3 protein-coding genes and 1 pseudogene (1 of these 4 only partly in view) are annotated in these 26,501 nt (G+C 71.9%); all 4 read right to left on the bottom strand.

Going from position 1 to position 26,501, the window contains the following annotated elements; all coding sequences use genetic code 11:
* Positions 1–179 precede the first annotated feature (179 nt).
* Positions 180–7,274, bottom strand: a pseudogene (locus AMYBE_RS45415) (type I polyketide synthase); the annotation flags it as partial.
* A 33-nt stretch (positions 7,275–7,307) separates the two neighbouring features.
* Positions 7,308–11,660 (bottom strand): type I polyketide synthase, encoded by a 4,353-nt coding sequence (locus AMYBE_RS44730; RefSeq protein ID WP_020659281.1) that lies wholly within the window; start codon positions 11,658–11,660, stop codon positions 7,308–7,310.
* On the bottom strand, positions 11,650–17,250 hold the full coding sequence (locus AMYBE_RS44725) for a type I polyketide synthase (protein ID WP_425386943.1): 5,601 nt from the start codon (positions 17,248–17,250) through the stop codon (positions 11,650–11,652). The genes AMYBE_RS44730 and AMYBE_RS44725 overlap by 11 nt, the downstream gene beginning before the upstream one ends.
* Positions 17,247–26,501, bottom strand: the final stretch of a protein-coding gene (locus AMYBE_RS0110230) for a type I polyketide synthase (protein ID WP_020659280.1). It continues 18,846 nt past the right edge of the window; the window shows 9,255 of its 28,101 coding nt (coding positions 18,847–28,101); its start codon lies off the right edge, out of view — the gene reads right to left on this strand; it ends in the stop codon at positions 17,247–17,249. The genes AMYBE_RS44725 and AMYBE_RS0110230 overlap by 4 nt, the downstream gene beginning before the upstream one ends.

Raw genomic sequence — 26,501 nt, 5'->3', positions numbered from 1 at the left:
CCGACCTGCCGGTCAGCACCGGCTGTCGTCGGGTGCGCCTTCCCGGGCCGGACCACCCCAGCCAGCCGGCACGTGCCGAGGGCGGAGTGGGCTGGGCAGAGGAACAGCGGAGCCGGGCCACCTCCGTCAGTTCGGGCCGGCCCCGGGCCGGAAAGCCCGGGGCCGCCCGAACCGCGGCCTCAGCGAGCCGAGCCGAGAGAGCCCAGCCACTCCTCCAGCACCGCGGCGGTCGTCGCGGAATCCTCCATCGCCAGCGAGAAGTGGTCCGCTTCGATCGTTCGCACCGTGTCCGCCCGTACTGGGTTCTCGCCGCTCGACTCTGCTCCCGCCAGCTGTTCCGCGCAGCGGACGAGCAGTGTCGGCGCGGTCGTCGGCGGGAGTTCCAAGTCGGCGATCATGCTGAACCAGTGGCTCATCGCCGACAGGCGGGCGCTGGTCAGGGTTACCGAGCTGGATTCCATGCCGGACAGGTAGTTGCGGGTGATCTCGTCGAAGTCGACGGCCTCGCCGCCGCGGTGGCGCATGCTCAGGGTGTCGAGCATGGCCACCCCCTCCGGGCGGATTCCCCAGGTGTTCTCCAGCACTCCGGCGACCGCGCAGGCGAGCGCTCCGGCCGAAGAGTGCCCGACCAGGACGAACGGTGCGCCGCCGCTGGCGGTCAGTGCGCATTCGGCGATCACCCGCGACGACGCCGCGGGGGTGGCGGGCAGGCGCTCTCCCGAGGCGAAGCCGATCAGCGGGAGCGCCGCCAGTCCGCGGTTGCCCCGGAACTGGGCTGCGAGGCGCGCGTACTGGTGGACGCCACCGGTCACCACCGGGGAGCTGATGCAGATCAGCATCGGCTCGCCGGGTCCTTCGGACAGGGTGACCGGGAGCGGAAGTTCATCCAGTTCGGCCGGGGTCTGGAAGGTCTGCCGCAGGGCGGCGACGGCCTTCAGCAGCCCCATGCTTTCCGGCACCCGGCCCGCTTCGAGCGCGTCGAAGAACAGCTTCGCCACGGTGTCGCCGGAGTCGCCGGAGTCGCGCCGTCCGGGTTTGGCCGGTCCGGTCTCGGCACCGAGCGTGCCGGAGAGCTCTCCGAGCAGCCACCGCGCCAGCTGTGCAGGAGTTTTGCTGTCGAAGACCACCGTGGAGGGGAGACGAAGGCCCGCGGTCTCGGCGAGCTTGTTGCGCAGTTCCACCGCGATCAGCGAGTCGAAACCGGATTCGAGGAAGGCCCGTTCGGGATCGAGTTCGGCCGGGTCGCGAAGCCCGAGCAGGCTCGCGGCGTAGTCCACCACCAGCGTGCGGACGACTTCCTCCTGGCCGGCCGCGCCGAGACCGCGCAGCCGGTCGCGCAGCGTCGCGGTGGAGACCGCGGTGTCCGCAGCAGCGGTCCGGCGACTCCTCCGGACTAGGCCGCGCAGCAGTGCGGGAACCTCGCCCCGGCGGCCGAGCCCGGAAGCGTCCACCCGCAGCGGCACGACGAGCGGCTCGTCGGAGGCGACGGCGGCGTCGAACATCGCCATTCCCTGCCGGGTGCCGATGGCAGGCAGCCCGGCCGAGGAGATCCGCTTGACGTCGTTCCCGGTGAGCGCGCCGGTCATCTCGCTCGCCTGTTCCCACAGCCCCCACGCGAGCGACGTCCCCGGGAGCCCGGCCGCCCGCCGGTGCTGCGCGAGCGCATCGAGGAACACGTTCGCCGCAGCGTAGTTGGCCTGTCCGGGGGCACCGGTCACGCCGGACGCCGAGGAGAACAGGACGAACGCGGCGAGCGGCGTCTGCGCGGTCAGTTCGTGCAGGTGCCAGGCCGCATCGGCCTTGGGACGCAAGACGGTGTCGAGCCGGTCCGGGGTCAATGCAGCGACAACTCCGTCGTCCAGGACACCGGCGGTGTGCACCACCGCGGTCAGCGGATGTGCCGGGGAGACCGACGCGAGCAAGTCTGCGACGGCGGCGCGATCGGCGGTGTCGCAGGCGGCGATCGCGACCTCGGCCCCGTGTGCGACGAGGTCGGCGCGCAACTCCTCGGCGCCCGGCGCGTCCGGGCCGCGCCGCGACGCCAGCAACAGGCGCCGTACTCCCCGCTCGGCGACCAGGTGCCGGGCGAGCTGGCCGCCTAGCACGCCGGTACCGCCGGTGATCAGGACGGTGCCGTCGGGGCGCCACGCGGGCGGAACGGTGAGGACGATCTTGCCGACGTGCTTGGCCAGGCTCATCAGGCGGAACGCCTCCGGTGCGCGCCGCACGTCCCATGCGGACACCGGCAGCGGGCGGAGCGCACCGTCGGCGAACAGCCCGAGCAGTGCCCCGAGCATCTCCTGGATGCGTTCCGCTGGCACCATGCCGAGGTCGAACGCCCGGTAATGCACCCCTTCGATGTCGTCGCGGATGTCGGTCTTGCCCATCTCGAGGAAGCGGCCGCCCGGCACGAGCAACCGCAGTGACGCGTCCACGAATTCGCCGGTGAGCGCGTTCAGGACGACGTCGACCCCGCGGCCGCCGGTCGCGGCGAGGAAACGCTGTTCGAACTCGGTCGTGCGCGAGGACGCGATGTGGTCCTCGGCGACGCCCAGCGCCCGCAGTTCGCCCCACTTGGCTTCGCTGGCCGTCGCGAACACTTCCGCGCCGAGGTGCTGGGCAAGCTGAATCGCCGCCATGCCGACGCCGCCCGCGCCGGCATGGACAAGCACCTTCTCGCCGCGGCTCAGCCCTGCGAGATCGACAAACGCGTGGTAGGCCGTCAGGAACACCAGCGCGACCGACGCGGCCTGTTCGTCCGACCAGTCGTCGGGCGCCAAGCCGAGGTACCGCTCGTCGGCGACGGCCATCGGTCCGAAGCCGCCGTCGATCATGCCGAACACGCGGTCCCCGGCCTTGAACATGGTCGCTTCGGGCCCGGCCTCGATCACCACGCCGGCGGCCTCGGCGCCCATCAGGCCGTCCCGTCCCGGGTACATGCCGAGTGCCTTGAGCACGTCGCGGAAGTTCATGCCGGCGGCCGCGACGCGGATCCTGAGCTGGCGTCCGGAAAGCGGTTCCACGACCTCCGGGCTGGGCAGCAGGGCCAGGTTGTCCAGGCTGCCCGGCTGGCTGGAGCCGAGCCGCCACGGCGTGTCCCCGGCGGGCGGGAGCAGGCCGTCGCCGTCCGCCAGCCGGGCGAGCCGTCCGGCGCGCACCAGGCCGCCGCGCACCACGACTTGCGACTCGCCGTCGGCGAAGAGCCCGGCAAGAGCGGGAACCGCGTCCACGGAGGCTTCGTCGTGGTCGAGGTCGGCGAGCAGGAACCGGCCCGGGTTCTCGGTCTGTGCCGACCGGACGAGCCCCCAGACCGCGGCCGCGGCGAGATCGCTGACGTCCTCGCCGTCGTCGGCGACGGCCCCTCGGGTCAGCACGATCATCCGAGACTGGGCGAACCGTTCCTCGGCAAGGAAATCCTGAATCCGCCGCAGGGCCCATGCGGTCAACGCGTGCACCTCGGCCGGGCCGCCGACGCCGCCGGCACCGGCGGTCACGGCGGTCAACAGGAAGATGTCCGGCGCGGGGCCGCTCGCCTCGGCGGGGCGCTCCGCGAACGCCGTGATGGTGTCCCCCGCGAGGCTCGCCGCCGAGGCGAAACCCAGCACGTCTCCGCCAAGCACCGTCCACCGGGTGCCGGACGGCGCGCGGGCCGGAACCTCGGTCCATTCAATCCGGAACAGCGACTGCTGCGCATCGCTCGGCCTGGCCGCGAGGCCCGTCGACGCCGAGCGCAGGATCAGCGACTCGGCCGACAGCACTGGCGCGCCCTCGACATCCACCGCGACGAGCGACACCGCGTCGGTACCGGCACTGGTCAGGCGCACCCGCAGCGTCGAAGCGCCGTTCGCGTGCAGCGACACCCCGCTCCACGCGAACGGCAGCAGGCTCTTTCCGCGCCCGTCGGGGTCTACAAAGGACACCGCGTGCAGCGCCGCGTCCAGGAGCGCGGGATGCAGCCCGAACAGTTCGGCGTCGTCGGCCGCCGAAGGCAGGGCGACTTCGGCGTAAACCGCGTCCTCGGTCCGCCAGGCTCCGCGCAAGCCCTGGAACACCGGGCCGTAGGAAAGCCGGTCGTAGAACCCGTCGAGATCGACCGGGAGCGCGTCCGCCGGAGGCCATTCAGCCGTACCTAGTCCCCTGGCCGGTTCGCCCGGAGCAAGCACGCCGGTCGCGTGGCAGGTCCATTCCTCCTCCGCCAGGGCGTCCGCCGGGCGGGAGAAGATCCCCAGCTCGCGCCCGCCCGCGTCGTCGAGCGCGGCGACCCGCACCTGAACCGCGACCGCGCCGTCGACGTCCAGCACCAGCGGAACCGCGATCGTCAGCTCGTCCACGCGGTCGCAGCCGACCTGGTCGCCCGCGCGGACGGCCAGTTCCAGGAACCCGGTGCCGGGGAACAGCACCACACCGCCGACCGAGTGGTCGGCTAGCCACGGATGCGTTGCCAGGGAAAGCCGCCCGGTCAGCAGGAGTCCGTCGGATCCGGCCAGCGACACCGCCGAGCCGAGCAGCGGGTGTTCGGCCGGGATCTGGCCGAGCCCGGCCGCGTCGGCGCGCGGCGGTGCGAGCCGCGGCCAGTGCCGGTCGTGCCGGAAGGCGTAGGTCGGCAAGTCCACCCGGCACGCGTTCGTCCCGGCGAACGCCACCTCCCAGTTCACCTTGACGCCCCGGACGAAGACCTCCGCCAGCGAGGTCAGGAACCGGCGCAGGCCGCCGTCGTCGCGGCGCAGCGTCCCGGCGACCACTGCCCGGCCGCCGGTTTCGTCGATCGTCTCGTGCACGCTGCCGGTGAGCACCGGGTGTGAACTCACTTCGACGAACGTCTGATGTCCCTGCGCCAGCAGGGAACGGACGGCGGACTCGAAGCCGACCGTCTCGCGCAGGTTGCGGTACCAGTAGCCGGCGTCCAGTCCGGTGGTGTCGAGCCAGTCGCCAGTCACGGTGGAGAAGAACGGGATCTCGGATTCCTGCGGCAGGAGATCCGCGAGTTCGCTGCGCAGTTGGTCTTCGAGCTGTTCGACCTGGACCGAGTGAGACGCGTAGTCCACCGCGATCCGGCGCGTGCGCACGTCCGCGGCGGACAGTTCGGCCAGCAGCGCGTCGAGTGCCGCGGGCTCGCCGGACACCACCACGGATTTCGGCCCGTTGACCGCCGCGACAAAGACCGCGCGCCCAACCAGCTTCGGCTCGATCTCGGCCAGCGGCAGCGCGACCGATGCCATGCCGCCGCAGCCTGCCAGCACCTGGCGGATCGCTTTGCTGCGCAAGGCGACAACCCGTGCGCCCTCCTCAAGGGACAGCGCGCCGGCGACGACGGCCGCGGCGATCTCGCCCTGCGAGTGGCCTACTACCGCGTCGGGAACGACGCCGTGGTGACGCCACAATGCGGCCAGCGCCACCATGACCGCCCAGGAGGCGGGCTGGACCACGTCGACTCGGTCCAGTGACGGCGCGCCGTCGGTGCCGCGGAGCACGTCGGGCAAGGACCAGTCGATGTGGCCGGCGAGCGCGGCAGCGCACTCGGCAAGGCGTTCGGCGAACACCGGCGACTCGTCGGCCAACCGAGCGCCCATGCCCGCCCACTGCGAGCCCTGGCCGGGGAAGACGAAGACCGTACGGCCGTCGAGATCGGCGAGCCCGGTGACCGCGGCGGCTTCTTCGCCGGTCAGCTCGGCCAGCTCGGACAGCCCGGCCGTCAGTTCGGCTGCGGATTCGCCCAGCACCACCGCGCGCCGGTCGAAGTCCGACCGGGTGGTGACGAGCGAGAGACCGATGTCCGCGGCCGATCGACCGTCCACAGCGGACAGCAGCCGCGCCGCCTGTGCGCGCAGGGACTCGCTGGTCGTGGCGGATACGACCCAAGGAAGAACGCCGGTGGGAGCGGGTGCGGCAGCCGCCGCCTTCGGCTCGGCCGCCTGCTCCAGGATGATGTGCGCGTTGGTGCCGCTGATGCCGAACGACGACACCCCGGCCCGGCGCACCCGGCCCGTTTCCGGCCACGCCGTCCGCTCGGTCAGCAACGACACCGCACCAGCGGACCAGTCGACCTTCGACGAAGGCTCGGACACATGCAACGTCTCCGGCGCTACCCCGTGCCGCATCGCCAGTACCATCTTGATCACCCCGGCGACGCCCGCGGCGGCTTGGGTGTGCCCGATGTTCGACTTGATCCCGCCCAGCAGCAACGGAATCTCCCGGTCCTGCCCGTACGTCGCCAGCAACGCCTGCGCCTCGATCGGATCACCCAGCACAGTCCCCGTACCGTGCGCCTCCACCACGTCCACATCCGAAGCGGACAGACCAGAAGCAGCAAGCGCCTGCCGGATCACCCGCTGCTGCGCCGGACCGTTCGGCGCGGTCAACCCGTTCGACGCACCATCCTGATTCACCGCCGAACCCCGCACCACCGCCAAAACCCGATGCCCATTCCGTTCCGCATCGGACAGCTTCTCCACCACCACCATGCCGATGCCCTCGGACCAGCCCGTGCCGTCGGCGTCGTCGGAGAACGCCTTGCACCGGCCGTCCGGAGCCAACCCGCCCTGCCGGGTGAAACCGGCGAAGCCGAGAGAAGTCGCCATCAGGGTCACGCCGCCGGCCAAGGCCATCGTGCATTCGCCCGCGCGCACGGCTTGGGCGGCTAGATGCAGAGCGACCAATGAAGACGAGCATGCCGTGTCGATCGTGACGGCCGGGCCCTCGAAACCGAAGGTGTAGGAGATCCGCCCCGACACCACGCTTGCCGCGAGGCCGGTGCCCGCGTGTCCCTCGACGTCTTCGCCCGAGGCGAGGACGAGGTTCGCGTAGTCCTGGCCGTTCGTGCCGACGAAGACGCCGGTCCGGCTGCCGCGCACGGTCGACGGGTCGATCCCAGCGCGTTCGACGGCCTCCCACGACGTCTCCAGCAGCAAGCGCTGCTGCGGGTCCATCGCCAGCGCTTCCCGCGGCGAAATCCCGAAGAACCCCGCGTCGAAACCGGCGATGTCGTCCAGGAAGCCGCCTTCCGCGGTCGCGCTGCGGCCGCGGCCGTCGCCTGCCAGGACGTCGAGGTCCCAGCCCCGGTCCGTCGGGAACGGCGTGATCCCGTCCGAGGAGGACGCCACGAGGTCCCACAGGTCCTCCGGCGAACACACCCCGCCGGGGAACCGGCAGGCCATCCCGACGATCGCGACGGGCTCCTGCCGTCCCGACTCGGCCTCCTCCAGCCGCCTGCGGGTCTCGTGCAGATCCGCGGTGACCCACTTCAGGTATTCGACGAGTTTCTTGTCGTCGGGCATCGTGGTTGAACCTTTCCTGTCCGTGGCCGCGGGTCAGCGATCTTTCAGCCGTCCGAGTTCCTTGTCGATGAAGTCGAAGACCTCGTCCGCGCTCGCCGCCTGGATCCGCTCGGCGACCTCGGGCGAGGTCTGCCCGCCCGCGGTCCCGGACCATTCGTTCGCGAGCCGCCGCAGCCGCAGGGCGACCCCGCCCCGGGCGACCTCGTCGGGTTCGCTCGCGGCGAGCGCGGCCTCCAGCCGGTCGAGTTCGGCGAGCAGGGACGGTTTCGCGACGGCGGGACCGTCGGCGAGCAGCTGTGTGCCGAGGTGCTCCGCCAGCACCGATGGGGTCGGGTAGTCGAAGGCCAGCGTCGCAGGCAGGCGCAGGCCGGTCGCCAGCGTCAGCTGGTTGCGGAGTTCGACCGCGGTCAGCGAGTCGAGCCCGAGTTCGCGGAACTCGCGCGTGGCACCGACCGCTTCGGCCGACTCGTGGGCGAGCACGGCGGCCGCGGCGGTCCGCACGAGGTCGACCAGGCGGCGCTGCCGGTCGCCCTCGCGCAGTTCCGCGAGCTGCGCGGCGAAATCGGCCTTCGACACTGCTGCCTCGTTGACCGCCGTACGCCGTCGGCTCTTCACCAGGCTCCGCAGCACCGCCGGAACCTCGCCCGCCGCTCGCTGCCCGCCGGCCCCAGCGGCAAGCGGCACCAGCAGCGCCTGGCCGGACGCGGTGGACCGGTCGAACAGCGCCAGGCCCTGTTCCGGGGACAGCGACGGGAGTCCGGTGCTGGCGATCCGGCGCAGGGACGTGTCGCTCAGCGTGCTCGTCATACCGCTGTCGCGGGCCCACGGACCCCAGGCCAGCGACATGCCCGGCAGCCCGCGGCCCGCCCGGAACTGCGCCAACGCGTCGAGGAAGGCGTTCGCCGCCCCGTAGTTGCCCTGGCCGGGGCTGCCCATCACCCCGGCGACCGAGGAGTACAGCACGAACGCCGCGAGATCGAGGTCCTTGGTGAGTTCGTGGAGATGCCAGGCGCCGTCGGCCTTCGGGCGAGCCACCGCGGCGAGGCGTTCCGGAGTCAGCGAGCCCAGGACTCCGTCGTCGAGCACTCCCGCGGTGTGCACGACCGCGGTCAACGGATGCTCGGGACGGACACTGCGGAGCAGGTTCGCGACCGCGTCGCGATCGCCGAGGTCGCAAGCCGCGATGGTCGCTTCGGCACCGAGCGCGGTCAGATCCGCGAGAACTTCCTCCGCGCCGGGCGCCGACCGGCCCTGACGGCTGGCCAGCAGCAGGTGCCGGACGCCGCGTTCGGCGACGAGGTGCCGCGCGAGCAGCTTGCCCAAGCCCCCGGTGCCGCCGGTGATGAGCACCGTGCCGTCGGGATCCCAGGCACGGCCGCCGGCTTCGGCGGGTGCGGGGCGCAACCGGCCCACCCTGACCGCGCCGTTTCGCACGACGGCTTGGGTTTCGCCGGCCGCGAGCAGACCGGGAAGCTGCCGGAGCACCGTCGCGGGAACGTCTTCGCAGTCCAGGTCGGCGATCAGGAACGAGCCGGGGTTCTCCAGTTGCGCGGCGCGGACGAGTCCCCACGCCGGTGCCGCCGCGAGGTCAGCCCCGGTCGCTCCGACCGCGTTTCGCGTCACGAACAGCAAGCGCGTGTCAGCGAACCGATCGTCGGAAGCCCAGTCCTGGAGCACTTTCAGCACCTGCGACGTCGTCGCGTGCGCCGACGCGGGCACGTCGCCGCCGACACCGATGACCGGGACGAGCACGAAGTCCGGCGCGGTCTCCCCGGGCAGCTCCGCGAACTCGGCGCAGGAGGCCACGACCACGCAACCGGCGGCCTTGGCCGAAGCGGCCAGACCGAACTCGTCGGCGCCCAGCACGGCCCACGTCTTGTCCGGTTCCGGCGGTGCCGGCTCGGCCTCGGCGGGAACCCAGTCCAGCACGAACAGCGAGCCGTCCGGCTCGCGCGACGGGGTGGGTCGCGCGGTGTCCGTCGGCAGCAGGCGCACCGACTTGGCCGATAGCACCGGAGCGCCTTCGGCGTCCACAGCGGACAGCTCGAAGGTGTCTTTTCCGATGGCGGCCAACCGGAGTCGCAGGACCGACGCGGCGTCCGCGTGCAGGGCCAACCCGGTCCAGGACACCGCGCCGAGCCCGTGGGCGGCATCGTCGGGTCCAGTGAAGCTCGCTGCTTGCAGGGCCGCGTCCAACAGCAGCGGATGCAGGCAGAACTCGGCTGCGTCCTCGATGTCGTCCGGGAGAGCCACTTCGGCGAAAACCTCGTCGTCACGCCGCCACACTGCGCGAAGCACCGGGCTGACGTCGAAATCGTCCGCTTCGACCGCTCCGGCGGGCGGCCAGGTCTCGTCGCCGAACGCTGCGCTGGCCGTGCGCCCGGCGGCAAGGGTCCCGCTCGCGTGCCGAGTCCAGCCGGCTTCCGCACCACCCGAGTGGATCGTGATCTCCCGGTTTCCGGTTTCGTCCGGCTCGCCGACCCACACCTGAAGGGCGACCGCGTCCTGCTCGCCGAACCGCAGCGGAGCCGTGACGGCCAGGTCCTCGACCCGATCGCAGCCCGCCTGGTCCGCCGCGCGCAGCGCCAGCTCGGCGAATCCGGCCGAGGGAAGGGAAACTGTGCCGTCCACGACCTGCTCAGCCAGCCAAGGCAGCGCGGCGACCGAAAGCCGTCCGGTCAGCAGCACGCGCTCCGAACCGGCCACCGCTGTCGCCGCGCCGAGCAAGGGGTGCCCTGCCGCGAGCAGGCCCAGCCCGGCGGCGTCGGCCGGGGCCGGGGCGAGGGTCGGCCAGTAACGCTCGTGCTGGAACGGATACGTCGGCAGGTCCACCACCGCACCGACACCCTCCGGATAGGCCGGAGTCCAGTCCACATCCACGCCGCTCACGTGCAACCGGGCCAAGGCAGCGAACAACGCGGTGTCCTCGTCCGGCCCTTCCCGCAACGCGGACACGACCATCACCTCACCCGGATCCACCACATCGAGAACCAACCCCCCGAGCACCCCACCCGGACCCAGCTCCAGAACCGTGTCCACCCCGCCCTCGACCATCGCCGTCACAGCATCGGCGAACCGGACCGGCTCCCGCACCTGCGCCACCCAGTACTCGGCCGAATCCAGCCCCGCGAACCCGCCGGTCACCGTCGACACCACCGGAACCCGCGCCCGACCAAACGACAAGCCCGCGATCGCCCGCCCGAACTCCGCCAGCATCGGATCCATCAACGACGAATGGAACGCATGCGAAACCGCCAGCCGCCGCGTCCGCCGCCCCACCTCCGCCAGCCGCTCCTCGACGGCGCGGACCGCGGCTTCGGTCCCCGACACGACCACCGACTCCGGGCCGTTCACCGCCGCAATCGAGACCCCCTCGGTCAGCAACGGCAGTACTTCCGCCTCACTGGCCCGCACCGACACCATCACGCCACCAACAGGCAACCCGCCCATCAACCGCGCCCGCGCCGACACCAGCACACACGCGTCCTCCAGCGACAACACCCCCGCCACATGCGCAGCCGCGACCTCACCGACCGAATGACCCGCCACGAAGTCCGGCCGCACGCCGAACGACTCCACCAACCGGAACAACGCCACCTCGACCGCGAACAACCCCAACTGCGCCCACTCAGTCCGGTTCAGCAGCTCCGAGTCCTCGCCCCACATGACTTCCCGCACCGGACAGTCCAGCTGTTCCGCGACCGCGTCGAACGCCGCCGCGAACACCGGAAACCGGCCATACAGCTCCCGGCCCATCCCCAACACCTGCGCACCCTGACCCGGAAACACCACCCCGACCCGGCGCTCCCCCGCCACCCCCTCCACCAACCGCGCACCCACGTCCGCCCCAGCCAGCAGCACCGCGCGATGCTCGAACAAACCCCGCCCCTCGACCAGACCACGACCCACCCCGACCGCCGAAACCCCAGACACGGCAAGAGACTCCAGCCCCCGCACCAACTCCGCAACAGCCGCACCAGACCGGCCCGACACCGGCCACGGCACCACACCCGCGACCTCGACCACCGCAGCAACCTCAACCACCGGCGCCTGCTCCAAAATCACATGCGCATTCGTCCCGCTCAACCCGAACGACGACACCCCAGCCCGACGCACCCGGCCCGTCTCCGGCCACGCCGTCCGCTCCGTCAGCAACGACACCGCACCAGCGGACCAGTCGACCTTCGACGAAGGCTCGGACACATGCAACGTCTCCGGCAACACCCCGTGCCGCATCGCCAGCACCATCTTGATCACCCCGGCCACCCCGGCCGCGGCCTGCGTGTGCCCGATGTTCGACTTGATCCCGCCCAGCCACAACGGAATCTCGCGCTCCTGGCCGTACGTCGCCAGCAACGCCTGCGCCTCGATCGGATCACCCAGCACAGTCCCCGTCCCGTGCGCCCTCCACCGCGTCGACCTCCACAGTGGACAGACGAGCGTCCGCCAGTGCCTGGCGGATCACCCGCTGCTGCGCCGGACCGTTCGGCGCCGTCAACCCGTTCGACGCACCATCCTGGTTCACCGCCGAACCCCGCACCACCGCCAGAATCCGATGCCCATTCCGTTCCGCGTCACTGAGTCGTTCGAGGACAAGGACGCCCGCGCCCTCGGACCACCCAGTGCCGTCCGCGTCGTCGGAGAACGCCTTGCACCGGCCGTCCGGAGCCAGCCCGCCCTGCCGGGTGAAACCGGCGAAACCGATCGCCGTCGACATCACCGTCACGCCGCCCGCCAACGCCATCGAGCATTCGCCGGACCTCAGTGCCCGGATCGCCCAATGCAGTGCCACCAGCGACGACGAACACGCCGTGTCCACCGTGACCGCCGGGCCCTCCAAGCCGAACACGTACGAAAGCCGGCCGGACACCACGCTCGCCGCGAGGCCGGTGCTGGCGTGCCCTTCCATGTCGTCGCGCGAACTCACCACCAGGTTCGCGTAGTCCTGGCCGTTGGTGCCGATGAACACCCCCGTCGAACTGCCCCGCAGCGTCGCCGGGTTGATCCCGGCGCGTTCCCAGGCTTCCCACGCCGTTTCCAGCAGAATCCGCTGCTGCGGATCCATCGCCAGCGCCTCGCGCGGAGAGATCCCGAAGAACCCCGGATCGAAACCGGCGACGTCGTCCAGGAACCCGCCCTGCCCGGTCGCGCTGGCGCCCCGTCCACCCCCGGCCAGCGCGGCCAGGTCCCAGCCGCGATCCGACGGGAACGGCGACAGCGCGTCACGGCCCTCGTCCAGCAACCGCCACAAGTCCTCCGGCGACGCCACCCCGCCCGGGAACCGGCAGCCCATCCCGACGATCGCCACCGGCTCGTCGGCGGCCACACTTGCCGCGACCGGCGCGATTTCGGGCGTGCGACCGGCGAGCAGGCCTACCAGATGGCCGGCGAGCACGGCGGGGGTCGGATAGTCGAAGACGAGCGTGGCAGGCAGCCGCAGTCCGGTGGCGGCGGCGATCCGGTTGCGGATCTCGATCGCGGTCAGCGAGTCGAACCCGAGATCGCGAAACGCCTTGTCTGCGTCGACAGCGGTTGCCGACGCGTGGCCGAGCACCGCGGCCGCGTCCGCGCGGACGGTGTCGAGGAGCAGCGCGACGCGGTCGCTTTCGGACCGCTCCGCCAGCCGTTCGTGCAGCTGGGCCACCGCGGAACCGGCGTCGGCGGGCACCGCCATCGTCGACTGGATCCGCTTGGCTTCGGGCAGATCGCCGAGCAGCGGGCTCGGCCGCAGGCTCAGCAACGCGGTGAGCAGTTCGGGATTCTGCAGGTCGGCGAGCACCACCGTCGCGGCGGGCTCGGCGACCACGTGATTGAGAGCGGCCAGCGCCATTCCGGGTTCCAGCATCGACGTGCCGACCCGGCGGGAGCGCTCCGCCACCTTGACGTCGTCCGCCATGCCGCCGCCTGCCCACGCCCCCCACGCAATCGACGTAGCCGCCAAACCCTCCTCCCGACGACGCTGCGCCAACGCATCCAACACCGCATTCGCCGCCGCATAACTACCCTGCCCCGGACTCCCCACCGCACCAGCAACCGACGAAAACAACACGAACGCATCCAGCTCGAAACCACGAGTCAACTCATCCAACACCAACGCCGACGCCACCTTCGACCGAAACACACCCTCAAACCGCTCCGGCGTCAACCCGTCCAGCACACCATCGTCCACAACACCCGCAGCATGCACCACCCCCCGCAACGGCAACTCCTCCGGAATACCCGCCAACAACTCCCCCACCGCACCACGATCCGACACATCACACGCAACAACACTCACCCGCGCACCCAACGCCTCCAACTCACCCCGCAACCCCGCCACACCCGGCGCCGCCTCACCCCGACGACTCGCCAACACCACATGCTCCGCACCCCGCGCCGCCAAATCACGAGCAACATGCGCACCCAACGCCCCAGTACCACCAGTCACCAACACCGTCCCCCACGGCACCCAACCCCCCGCCTCACCCCCCACCGGCACCGGCACCAACCGACGACCGAACACCCCCCCACCCCGCACCGCAACCTGATCCTCACCCCCACCCCCCGCCAACACCCCCACAAACCACCGCCCCACACCACCATCAACCACCCCAGGCAAATCCACCAAACCACCCCACCGCTCCGGACACTCCAAAGCAGCCACCCGCCCCAACCCCCACACCCCAGCCTGACCCACACAACGAACCCGATCCCCACCACCAACCGACACAGCACCACACGTCACCGCCCACACCCGCGCCCCGCACCCCACATCGCCCAACGCCTGCAACAGTTCCGCAGTGGCTGCGGCTCCGGAGTCGAGGAAAGCGAGCAGAGACACCACACCGGCGTAGTCGCCGATGTTCCGGTCCCGCAGCAGGTCGGCCAGTTCGGCCCGCCCGGTCGTGCTGACGTCGAGCCGGACCGCGGCCGCGCCCAGCGAGTCGATCACCGACGCGGTCCAGGCGTCCTCGGCGAGCCCCTGCGGGACGACGACGAGCCACGAGCCCCGCAGCACCTCCGCCCCGAGCCCGCCCAGCGGCGCCCAACTCTCCCGGTACCGCCAGGAGTCCATGGCGGACAGGGCTTCCCGTTTACGCCGCCACTCGGCCAGCGCGGGCAGGACCGCGCCGAGAGCACTGCCTTCGACGTTCAGGTCCGCTGCGAGCCCGTCGAGGTCTTCGCGCTCGACGGCGGCCCAGAACCGGGCGTCCACAGTGGACCGCGCGGGTTCGGCTGTCTTGGCTTCGTTCGCCTCCGGCCAGAAGCGCTCGTGCTGGAAGGCGTAGGTCGGCAGGCTGATCCGGCGCGCGGCGGTCCCGGCGTAGACGCCGGCCCAATCGACCGGGACGCCGGCCACGTGCAGTCGCGACAGCGCGGAGAGCATCGAGGACTGTTCGCTGCGGTTGTCGCGCAGCACCGGAACGGCCACAATGCTTTCGGCGCGGTCGCCGAGCACGCCCTGCACCATGGCTGAAGCGACGCCGCCCGGGCCGAGTTCGAGGAAAGCCGTCACCCCGGCGGCACGAGCGGCCTCGACGCCGTCGGCGAACCGGACCGGCTCCCGCACGTGACGCACCCAGTAGTCCGGGGACCGGACCAAGTCCGCGCTCGCGACCTCGCCGGCGAGGTTCGAAACCATCGGGATCGCCGGCGCGGCGAACGCCAACCCGCCGACCACCCGGCGGAACTCTTCGAGGATCGGGTCCATCAGCGGCGAGTGGAAGGCGTGCGAGACCGCGAGCTTGCTGGTCTTGCGGCCCAGCGCCGCGAACTTCGCCGCGATCTCCTCGACCGGTTCGGCGGCTCCGGCCACGACCACCGAGCTCGGCCCGTTCACCGCCGCGATCGATACCGGGTCGCTGAGCAGCGGCGACACCTCGGCTTCGCTCGCCTGCAAGGAAACCATCGCCCCGCCGGCGGGCAGCGCCTGCATCAGCCGGGCGCGGGCCGCCACGAGAGCGCACGCGTCGGCGAGCGAAAGCACCCCCGCGACATGCGCCGCCGCGATCTCCCCGACCGAATGGCCGGTCACGAAATCCGGAACGACGCCCCACGCCTCGACCAGCCGGTACAACGCCACCTCAACGGCGAACAACGCGGGTTGCGCATATCCGGTTTCGTCCAGCAGCGCGGCTTGCGCAGTCCCGGGTTCGGCGAAAAGGACCTCGCGGATCGGCGCGTCCCACTGCGCCAGCACCGCGTCCAGCGCGTCGGCGAAAACCGGAAACGCCTCGGCCAGTTCTTTGCCCGTCCGAGCGCGCTGCGACCCTTGCCCGGAGAACACCGCACAGAGTTTCGCGCGCCCGGCGACGCGTCCTTCGACCACGCCGGGCGCGGGGGCACCGTCGGCCCAGTCGCTCAACAGGGCGTGCAATCCGGCCGGGTCGTCGGCCGTCACGGCCAACCGGTGTTCGAAGGCCGCTCGGGTCGTGGCGAGCGAAAGCGCCACGTCGGCGGGACGGAGTCCGGCTTCACCGTCGAGTTTGGACAGCAAAGCGCGGGCCTGGTCCTTCAGCGCGGCCTCGGTTTTGCCGGAAAGAAGCCAGGAAACGACCTCCGGGAGCGACGAGTCGTCGGCCTCGGCCTCGACGGCGGGCGCTTGTTCCAGGATGGCGTGCGCGTTGGTGCCGCTGACCCCGAACGCGGACACCGCTGCTCGGCGGGGCCGGTCGTTCTCCGGCCACTCGCGTGCTGCGGCGAGCACCTCCACCCCTGAGCCCGCCCAGTCCACATGGGACGAAAGCGGCTCCGCGTGAAGGGTCTCGGGAACCCGGCCGTGCCGCAGCGCCAGCACCGTCTTGATGACTCCGGCGACGCCGGCGGCCGCCTGGGTGTGGCCGAAGTTCGACTTGACCGACCCGAGCAGCAGCGGCTGTGCGCGGTCCGGGTTCTTGCCGTAGACCGAGATCAGGCTCCGCGCCTCGATCGGGTCGCCCAGCGGGGTCCCGGTGCCGTGCGCCTCGACCACGTCGATGTCGGCCGGACTCAGCCCGGCGGCGGCAAGCGCCTGCCGGATCACCCGCCGCTGTGCGCGGCCGTTCGGAGCGGTGAAGCCGTTGGACGCCCCGTCGGAGTTGACCGCCGAGCCCCGGACCAGCGCCAGCACCTCGTGCCCGTTCCGCCGGGCGTCGGACAGCTTTTCCAGCACCAGCATTCCGACGCCCTCGGCCCAACCGGTGCCGTCCGCGCGGTCGGAAAACGCCTTGCACCGGCCATCGGAAGCGAGCCCGCCCTGACGACTGAACTCGACCAGCGAACCGGGAGTGGACATCACGTTGACCCCGCCGGCGAGCGCCAGCGAGCACTCCCCCGCTCGCAGCGCCTGCGCGGCCAGGTGCAGGGCGACCAGCGACGACGAGCACGCGGTGTCGACGGTCACCGCGGGCCCTTCCCAGCCGAACGCATAGGACAGCCTGCCGGACATCGCGCTCGCGGCGAATCCGGTGCCGAGGTCTCCGGTGGCCTCGGCAGGCGCGCGGACGACCAGGTAGGCGTAGTCCTGCCCATTGGTGCCGACGAACGCCCCGGTCCGGCTGCCGCGCAGCCGGGTCGCGTCGATCCCGGCCCGTTCGACCGCCTCCCACGACGCCTCCAACAGCAGCCGCTGCTGCGGGTCCATCGAAACCGCTTCCCTCGGCGAGATCCCGAAGAACCCGGGGTCGAATTCGGCCGCGCCGCGCAGGAAGCCACCTTGTGTGCTGATGCCGTGGCCCCGTGCGTCCACTCCGGCCGCGCCGAGCGCGTCCAGCTCCCAGCCGCGGTCGGAGGGAAAGGCCGAGACCGCGTCGGTTCCCGAGGACACCAGCTCCCACAGGTCCTCCGGCGACGCCACCCCGCCGGGAAACCGGCAGCTCATCCCGACGATCGCGATCGGCTCCGCCGCCGCGGCCGCGAGTTCGCGGTTGCGCCGCCGCAGCCGGTCGGCCTCCTTGAGGGAAGCCCGCAGCGCCGCGACTACCTTCTCGCTCGACGATGTCATCATCAGCTCCGTCAGTCGTCCGAACGGCTCTCGAGGGCCGTTTGGACCAGGTCGTCGAGGTCCATCTCGTCGATGGAATCCCCGTCTTCTTCCTCGGCCTGCGCCGCCGCTGCCGTGCTCCGCGCCAGCCGCAGCAGCGGACCCAAGACGCCGATCTCGCGCAGCTGCTCCGCCGAGACCGAGCCGAGCAGGGCCTGGACATCGATCTCTTCGCCGTCTTCGCCGTCTTCCGGAGTGTCGCCGGGCAGCATCCCTGCCAGCAGGTGCTCGGCGAGCGCGACCGGCGTCGGATGGTCGAAGATCAACGTCGAGGCCAAAGTCAGCCCGGTCGCGGCGGTGAGCCGGTTGCGCAGCTCCACCACTCCCAGCGAATCGAAACCAAGGTCGCGGAACGCTTTCTCCGGGCCTACCGGCTCAACGTCGGGGTGGCCCAGTACTTCCGCCGCGCGCGCCCGTACCAGGTCGAGCACGGCGTCCAGGCGCTGACCGGACGCGAGGTCCGCGAGCTCCGCCCGCAGGTCGGGCTCCGCGCCGGGCGCGTCGGCGGCCGCCACCAGTTCCGCGTAGCCGGGCAGCTCCCGCAGCAGCGCGCTCGGCCGGGCTGCCGCGGTGAATCGAGTGGGGTCGACGTCCGCGACCAGCACGGTCGGCTCGCCCTCGGCGACGACCTGGCGGAGCGCGGCGAACGCGAGTTCCGGGTCCATCGCACCGATTCCGGTGCGGCGGGCGGCGTCTCCGGCGCGGCCGTTCGCCGCCATGCCGTCGCCGCCCCACGCGCCCCAAGCGATCGAGGTCGCGGCCAGCCCGAGCGCGCGCCGCCGTTCGGCGATCGCGTCGAGCACCCTGTTGGCCGCCGCGTAATTGGCTTGGCCGGCGTTGCCGACCACGCCCGACGCCGACGAGAACAGCGCGAAGACCCGCACGTCCAGATCCCTGGTCAGCTCGTCCAGCAGGAAGGCCGAGGCGACCTTCGACCGGAACACCGCGTCGAACCGGTCCGGGGTGAGCCCGTCGAGCACGCCGTCGTCCAATACTCCGGCCGCGTGCACGACCGCGGTCAGCGGATGCTCCGCCGGGACGCTCCGGAGCAGGTCCTGCAGCCCGGCCCGATCCGCGACGTCGCAGGCGGCGACGGTGACGTTGGCCCCGGCAGCGGCGAGTTCGTCGCGCAGCTCCTTGGCACCGGGAGCGTCGAGGCCGCTGCGGCTGGCGAGCAACAGGTGCCCGGCACCAGCCTTGGCGAGCAGACGGGCGAGCCGCCCGCCCAGCGCACCCGTACCACCGGTGATCAGGACGGTCCCGTCGGGTTCCCACACCGGCGCGGAACCGTGCGGGTCCGCCTTGGTCAGGCGACGACCGAACAGGCCGGAGACGCGGATGGCGACCTCGTCCTCGCCGTCGGCTCCGGCGAGCACCGCGGCGAACCGCTCCGCGGCCTTGGTGTCGACGGTTTCGGGAAGGTCCACCAGCCCGCCCCAGCGCTCCGGGTGTTCGAGCGCGGCCACCCGGCCGAGCCCCCAGATCGCGGCCTGCTGCGCGCGGACCGGTGCTTCGCCGGAGCCCACCGAGACCGCGCCCCGCGTCACGCACCACAGCGGAGCGGTGATCCCCGAGTCACCCAGTGCTTGCAGTGCCGTGGCGGTCGCGGCCACTCCGGCCGGCTCCGCTGGCCCGGAGCCGGCCAAGGCAAGCAGCGAAACGACTCCGGCGAAGTCCGCGGCCGCCACCGGGTTCAGCGATCCGGCCAGCGCTTCCCGGTCCGGACCGGCCGGAACCTCGACGCGGACCACGCGCTCGCCGAGCGCGTCGAGCGCGGCCGGGATCCACTCGTCGCCGCAGCCTTCCGGAACGAGAGCGAGCCAAGTGCCGGTCAGGTTTGCGGGGACGACCGGGCCGAGCGGCTTCCATACGATCCGGTGCCGCCAGCCGTCGACCACGGTGTTCTCCTCGTGCAGCTGGCGCCAGTCCAGCAGTGCGGGAAGCACCTTCGCGAGTGCGTCGCGGTCCACGTTCAATGTCGTTTCCAGCGAGGAGAAGTCCTCGCCCGACACCGCGGCCCAGAACTCGCGGTCGGCTCCGCTGCCGGTGCCGGTGACCGCCTTGGCCGAAGGCGACGGCCAGAACCGCTGATGCTGGAAGGCGTAGGTCGGCAGGTCGACCCGTCGGACACCGGTTCCGGCGAACAAGCCGTGCCAGGAAACGGCGACGCCTTCGACGTGGAGCCGGGCCAGCGCGGCGACGGCACTCGTCTCCTCGTCGCGATCCTTGCGCAGCAGCGGAATGACCAGCGCACTGGCGTCGAGGCTCTCCTGCGCCATCGCGGCCAGGACTGCGTCCGGGCCGATCTCGAGGAACCTCGTGACGCCATTCGCGGCCAATGCGGCTACCCCGTCGGCGAAACGGACCGCGTCGCGGACCTGGCCGACCCAATAGCCAGGGTCGCAAAGCTGCTCGGCGGTGGCCGCCTCGCCGGTCCGGGAGGAGACGAACGGCACGACGGGCGCGGCATAGGACACCCGCCGCGCGACCCGGCCGAAGTCCTCCAGCATGGCGTCCATCCGCGCCGAGTGGAACGCGTGGCTGACGCGCAACCGCCTCGTCTTGCGCCCGTCGGCGGCGAACCGGTCGGCGATCGCGGTCACCGCGTCGTCGTCACCGGCGATCACCACCGCGCGCGGGCCGTTGACCGCGGCGATCGAGACCCCGGCGGCAACGTGCGGCGCGACCTCGTCCTCGGTCGCTTCCAGCGACACCATCGCGCCGCCAGCGGGCAACGCCTGCATCAGCTGACCGCGTGCCGCGACCAGTTCGCAGGCATCCGCCAGCGAGAACACCCCGGCAGCGTGGGCCGCCGCCAGCTCGCCGACCGAGTGCCCCGCCACGAAGTCGGCTTCGAGGCCCCATGACCGTACGAGGCGGTACAGCGCGACTTCGACGGCGAACAACGCGGGCTGCGTGTACCCGGTCTGGTCGAGCAGTTCGGCTTCCTCGGTCGCGGGGGCGGCGAAGACGAGTTCGCGCAACGACCGGTCCAGGTGTGCTTCCAGGTGCGCCAGCACCTCGTCGAAGGCTTCGGCGAACACCGGGAACCGGGCGTAGAGCGCGGCACCCATTCCCGCGCGCTGCGCGCCCTGGCCGGAGAACAGGAACGCGAGCTTGCCGTGTCTGGCGGTGCCCCGCAGCGCGACAGACGAGGTGTCTCCTGCCGCCAGCGTCGCCAGCCCGATGAGGAGCTGGTCCCGGTCGACCGCGACGACCGCGGCACGCTGCTCGAACGCCGCACGCGAGGTGGCCGAGGAGAAGGCCACGTCGGCGAGGCCGAGATCGGGCGCGGCCAGCAGCCGGGCGCGCAACGCGGCGGCCTGGTCGCGCAGTGCCGCGACCGTCTTCCCGGACAACGGCACCGGCACGACGCCCGCTTCCCGCACCGGCCCGGCCGCCGTTTCGGCGTCGGCGCCGGTTTCGGCGAGCTCGGGCGCCTGTTCCACGATGAGGTGCGCGTTGGTCCCGCTGGCCCCGAACGACGACACCGCGGCCCGGCGCGGACGGCCCGCATCGGGCCACCGCACGGCTTCGGAGGCCAGCTCGACCGCACCCGCACTCCAGTCCACATAGGACGAGGGCGCGTCCACATGCAGGGTCTTCGGCAGCACCCCGTGCCGCATCGCCAGCACCATCTTGATCACCCCGGCGACGCCGGAGGCGGCCTGGCTGTGGCCGATGTTGGACTTCACCGACCCGAGCAGCAGCGGCCGTTCCCGGTCCTGCCCGTAGGTCGCCAGCAGTGCCTGCGCCTCGATCGGGTCGCCGAGAGCGGTGCCGGTGCCGTGCGCCTCGACCGCGTCGATGTCGGCGGCGGCGAATCCGGCGTTCGCCAGCGCCTTGCGGATCACCCGCTGCTGAGCGGGCCCGCTCGGCGCGGTGAGCCCGTTCGACGCGCCGTCGGAGTTGACCGCCGAACCGCGGACCACGGCCAGCACTTCATGCCCGTTGCGCCGAGCATCGGAAAGCCGTTCGACAACCAGCATGCCGACGCCCTCGGACCAGCCCGTGCCGTCCGCGGAGTCGGCGAACGCCTTGCAGCGTCCGTCCGCCGAAAGCGCGCCGAGATCTCCGAACTCGACGAAGTTGGCCGGGGTGGACATCACCGTCACCCCGCCCGCGATCGCGATCGAGCACTCGCCCGCCCGCAGCGCCTGAGCGGCCAGGTGCAGCGCCACCAAGGACGACGAGCACGCCGTGTCCACCGAGACCGCCGGGCCTTCCAGCCCGAACGTGTAAGCCAACCGTCCGGAGAGGAGGCTCGCGGACTGGGCGGTCCGCCACTGCCCGCTTTCCTCGGTATCCGGCTGGTAGTCGCCGCTCCCGCCGCCGACGAACACCCCGGCGTCGGTGCCGCGCAGGGCCGCTGGGTCGATCCCGGCCCGCTCCAGCGCTTCCCACGCGCCTTCCAGCGCGATCCGCTGCTGCGGGTCCATCACGAGCGCTTCGCGCGGCGAAATGCCGAAGAAGCCGGGGTCGAAATCGCCCGCGTCGTAAAGGAACCCGCCGGCCCGGGCGATCGTGCTGCCCGCACCGTCCCCGGCGAGTTCGCCGAGCGGCCAGTTCCGGTCGACCGGCAGCGCGCCGATAGCGTCGACCTCGTCGCTCATCAGCTGCCAGAGGTCCTCCGGCGACCGGACTCCGCCCGGGTAGCGGCAGCTCATGCCTACGATGACGACCGGGTCGTCCGCCGACACGCGGATGCCCGCCTCCGACAATGCCGGGCCGGCAGCCTCTTCGAGCACCGCCGCTCGCAGATGCTCGGCCAGCGCCGCGGGCGTCGGGTGGTCGAAGGCCAGGGTCGCGGGCAGCTCCAGCCCAGTCGCCGCGGCCAGCTGAGCGCGCAGGTCGACCGCGGTCAGCGAGTCGAACCCGAGCTCCTTGAACGCCACGTCGACCTCAACCGAGGCAGCGCTGGCGTGTCCAAGCACAGCCGCGACCTTCTCGCGGACCAGGCCGAGCATTTCGGCGGCCCGGCCCGCTTCGGGCAGCTCCCGCAGCCGCTGCCGCAGCAGATTCCCGGCTCCGGCGTCCCCGGCCGGTGCCGAAACCGCCTGAGCTTCGAAAAGTTCGGCGAACAAGGTGCTCGGCCGGTCCGCGGTGATAGCGGCGGCGAAGCGCTCCCAATCGACGTCGGCGATCACCGCCGACTCATCGGTCGCGTCGGCCATCGCGCGGCCGAACGCAGCTAGCGCGAGACCGGAGTCGAGCGCCGGAACTCCGTTGCGACGCAGGTGCGCGGCGAGGGTGTCGGAGATCCCGTCTGCCCAAGCGCCCCAGGCGATCGAGAGCGCGGGAACCCCGCGGTCGCGACGCTGACGGGCGATGGCGTCCAGACGGGCACCGACCGCAGCCTCGACGCCCCGGCCTGCCGAACCCCACACTCCGGCGACCGTGCCGAAGAGAACGAATGCGTCCAGCGGACGGTCGGCGAGCAGCGCGTCCAGCTGCTCCGCCCCGGCGACCGCCGCGTTGACATCGGCGGTCAGGTCACCGGTGTGCTCGCCCAGCTCGTCGCTGACATGGATCACCGCCGTCAACGGATGCTCTGGGTCTTCTGTCGCGGCCAGCACCGAGGCGAGCGCATCGCGGTCGCCCGCGTCGCATTGCACGACCGACACCTCGGCGCCGAGCCCGGTCAATTCGGCTCGCAGTTCGGCGGCCGGATCCGAGTGCTTCGAGGTGAGCACGAGGCGGCTGGCACCGTGCGCGGCCAGCCAGCGGGCCACTTCGGCGCCGACGGAGCGGGTGCCGCCGACGACCAGTACCGAGCCCGACGGCGTCCACGAGCCGGTCGTCTCGTCGGCAATCCGGACCACGCGGCGCGCGAAGACTCCGGAAGCGCGGACCGCGACCTGGTCTTCGGTGTCGCCCAGCACGGCGGCGAACCGCTGTGCCGAGCGGTCGTCGAGGGTTTCGGGAAGGTCTACGAGACCGCCCCATCGGGCCGGGTTCTCCAGTGCGAGCACCCGGCCGAGGCCCCATTCGGCTGCCTGACCGGGATTGGCGAGCCGCTCGGACCGGCCGACCGCGACCGCGCCGCGAGTAACCCACCAGAGCGGAGCTTCGACCCCGGCTTCGGACAGGAGACGAAGCAGAGCGCTCGGCCACCTCGGCACCGCGAGGGAGACGACCCCGTCGATCCCCCCGCCGCCTTCGTGCGCTTCGGCCAGCCGGGTGGCGAAGTCATCGAGGTCGTCGCCCAGTTCGACGCGCATGACGTCGTCACCGAGCGCCGCGACAGCCTTGTCCAGCCACGGATCGTCCCGCTCCGGGGTCACCGCGAGCCACCGTCGCCCGGCAGCGGTCCGACCGGCGAGCGGCTTCCAGCTGACTCGGTAGCGCCATCCGTCCACGGTGGACCGGTCGTGCTGCTCGCGCCGCCACGCCGACAGCGCGGGCACGATCGCGGTCAGCGAGTCGTTGTCGAGTTCCAGGATCGAAGACAGCGACGAGAGGTCTTCCCTCTCGACTGCGGACCAGAATTCGCCCTCAGCGGGGTCCGCCACCGGGTCCGTGGCGCGCGGCCGGGCTTCCGGCCAGAACCGCTCGCGCTGGAAGGCATACGTGGGCAAGGTGATCCGGCGAGCACCGGTCCCGGCGAAGAACTCCTCCCACGCCACCGGCACGCCGCGCACGTGGAGCAGGCCGAGCGAAGCGGAGATCGCCGTCTCCTCGTCGCGGTTCGCCCGCAGCACCGGCACGACAGCGAACCGGGCTTCGTCGGCCAGCACTTCCCCCGCCATGGCGGACAGCACGCCGTCCGGGCCGACCTCGACGAACGTCGATACTCCGGCGGCACCGAGCACCGCGACAGCGTCGGCGAACCGGACCGTCTCCCGGGCGTGGCCCACCCAGTACTCCGGCGAGGTCAACTGCTCATCCGCGGCGGGCGCCCCGGTCACGGTCGACACCAGCGGAATCTCGGGCGCGGCGTAGGAAAGCTCTTCGGCGACGCGGCGGAAGTCGTCGAGCATCGGGTCCATCAGCGGCGAATGGAACGCATGGCTCACCCGCAGCCGCTTGGTTTTGCGCCCCACGTCGCGGAAGTGCCCGGCGATCGCCGCCACCTCGTCCCCGGCCCCGGCGACCACCACCGCGGCCGGTCCGTTGACCGCCGCGATCGAAACCCCGGCGGTCAGCAGCGGACGGACTTCGCCTTCGGCCGCTTCGAGCGAGACCATCGCTCCCCCGGCGGGCAACGCCTGCATCAGGCGGCCGCGAGCGGCGACGAGCCGCACCGCGTCCGGCAGGGAAAGCACCCCCGCGACGTGCGCGGCGGCGATCTCGCCGATCGAATGGCCGGCGACGCGATCGGGCCGCACGCCCCAGGACTGGAGCAGTCGGAAGAGCGCGACCTCGATCGCGAACAGGGCGGGCTGGGTGTAGCCGGTCTCGTCCAGCAGCTCGGCATCCTCGCCCCAGACGACCGAACGCAGCGGCCGGTCGAGTTCGACGTCGAAGTGCGCGAAGACCTCGTCCAGCGCCGCGGCGAAAGCCGGGAACCGGGCGGACAGCTCGCGGCCCATGCCGAGCCGCTGGGAACCCTGTCCGGAGAACAGGAACGCGGTCTTGCCCGCCGAGGTCGTGCCCCTGGCGGATTCGACCGGTCCGTCCGGACCGGCGAGCAGCACCGCGCGATGCCCGAACGAGCTCCGGCTGGTGGCCAGCGAGTAGCCGACGTCCACAGCGGACAGCTCGGCGCCGGAGACGAACCCGGCAAGCCGGTCCAGCTGCGCCTGCAACGCGGCGGCGCTCTTGCCGGACACGACCCAGGGCACGACCGCCGGGACGATCGGAGCCTCAGGCGCTTCGGGCGCGGCGGGTTCGACGGCCGGGGCCTGCTCGATGATGACATGCGCGTTGGTGCCGCTGACGCCGAACGCCGAGACCCCGACGCGCCGGGCGTGCCCAGTCTCCGGCCACTCCTGCTGCTCTCGCACCAGCGAAACCGCGCCTTCGCCCCACTCGACCTGCGAGGTCGGCTTGTCCAGGTGCAAGGTCTTCGGCAGCACGCCGTGGCGCATCGACAGGACCGCCTTCACGATCCCGGCGACCCCCGCCGCCGCCTGCGTATGCCCGATGTTCGACTTGACCGCGCCGAGGCGCAGCGGTTCCGCCCGGTCGCGGCCGTAGGTGCGCAGCAGCGCGTGGGCTTCGATCGGGTCGCCGAGCGCGGTCCCGGTGCCGTGCGCTTCCACCACGTCGACCTCGGCCGCGCGCAGCCCGGCGTCGGCGAGCGCGCCGAGAATGACCCGTTGTTGAGAGGGGCCGTTGGGAGCGGTCAGCCCGTTGGACGCGCCGTCGGAGTTGATCGCGCTGCCGCGCACGACTCCCCAGATCTCGCGGCCGTTGGCGATCGCGTCGGAGAGCCTTTCCAGCACGAGAATCCCGGCCCCTTCGGACCACGACGTGCCGTCCGCGGCGTCGGCGAACGGCTTGCAGCGGCCGTCCGGCGCGAGGCCGCCTTGCACGCTGAACTCGACGAACGAGTCCGGGCTGGACATCATCGACACGCCGCCGGCCAACGCCAGCGAGGCGGAGCCGTCGCGCAGCGCCCCGGCGGCCCAGTGCAAGGCGACCAACGCCGACGAGCACGCCGTGTCCACAGTGACCGCGGGGCCTTCCAACCCGAGGGCGTAGGCCAGGCGCCCGGACAGCACGCTGGCGGTGGTGCCGGTGGCCACATGGCCCTGGACGTCCGCCGCGGCTTCCCGCAGCACGCTGGCGTAGTCCTGGCCGTTGGTGCCGACGAACACGCCGGTCGCGCTGCCGCGCAGGACGGCCGGGTCGATCCCGGCCCGTTCGAGCGCCTCCCAGCTGGTCTCGAGAATCAGCCGCTGCTGCGGGTCCATCGCCAGCGCTTCGCGCGGCGAGATGCCGAAGAACGAAGCGTCGAAGTCGGCCGCACCGCTGAGGAAACCGCCTTCGCGAGTCGCGGACGCGCCGTCCGCGAGCGCTTCGAGGTCCCAGCCGCGGTCCTCGGGGAATGAAGAGATGCCTTCGCGGCCCTCAGCGAGCATCGACCAAAGGTCTTCCGGCGACGACACGCCGCCCGGAAACCGGCAGCCGATGCCGACGATCGCGATCGGATCGTCGACCGCCGCGCGGGCCGAGGCCGAGGCGACCGCGGGCTCGGCGATCGAGCCGAGCAGTTCGGACAGCAGGTACTCGGCCAGTTCGGCAGTGCTCGGGTAGTCGTAGATCATCGACGCGGCGAGCTT

The organism is Amycolatopsis benzoatilytica AK 16/65 (genome assembly GCF_000383915.1).
Lineage (GTDB): Bacteria > Actinomycetota > Actinomycetes > Mycobacteriales > Pseudonocardiaceae > Amycolatopsis > Amycolatopsis benzoatilytica.
The sequence above is the reverse complement of the archived record's forward strand: the minus strand, read 5'-3'. Positions and strand labels throughout refer to the sequence as shown.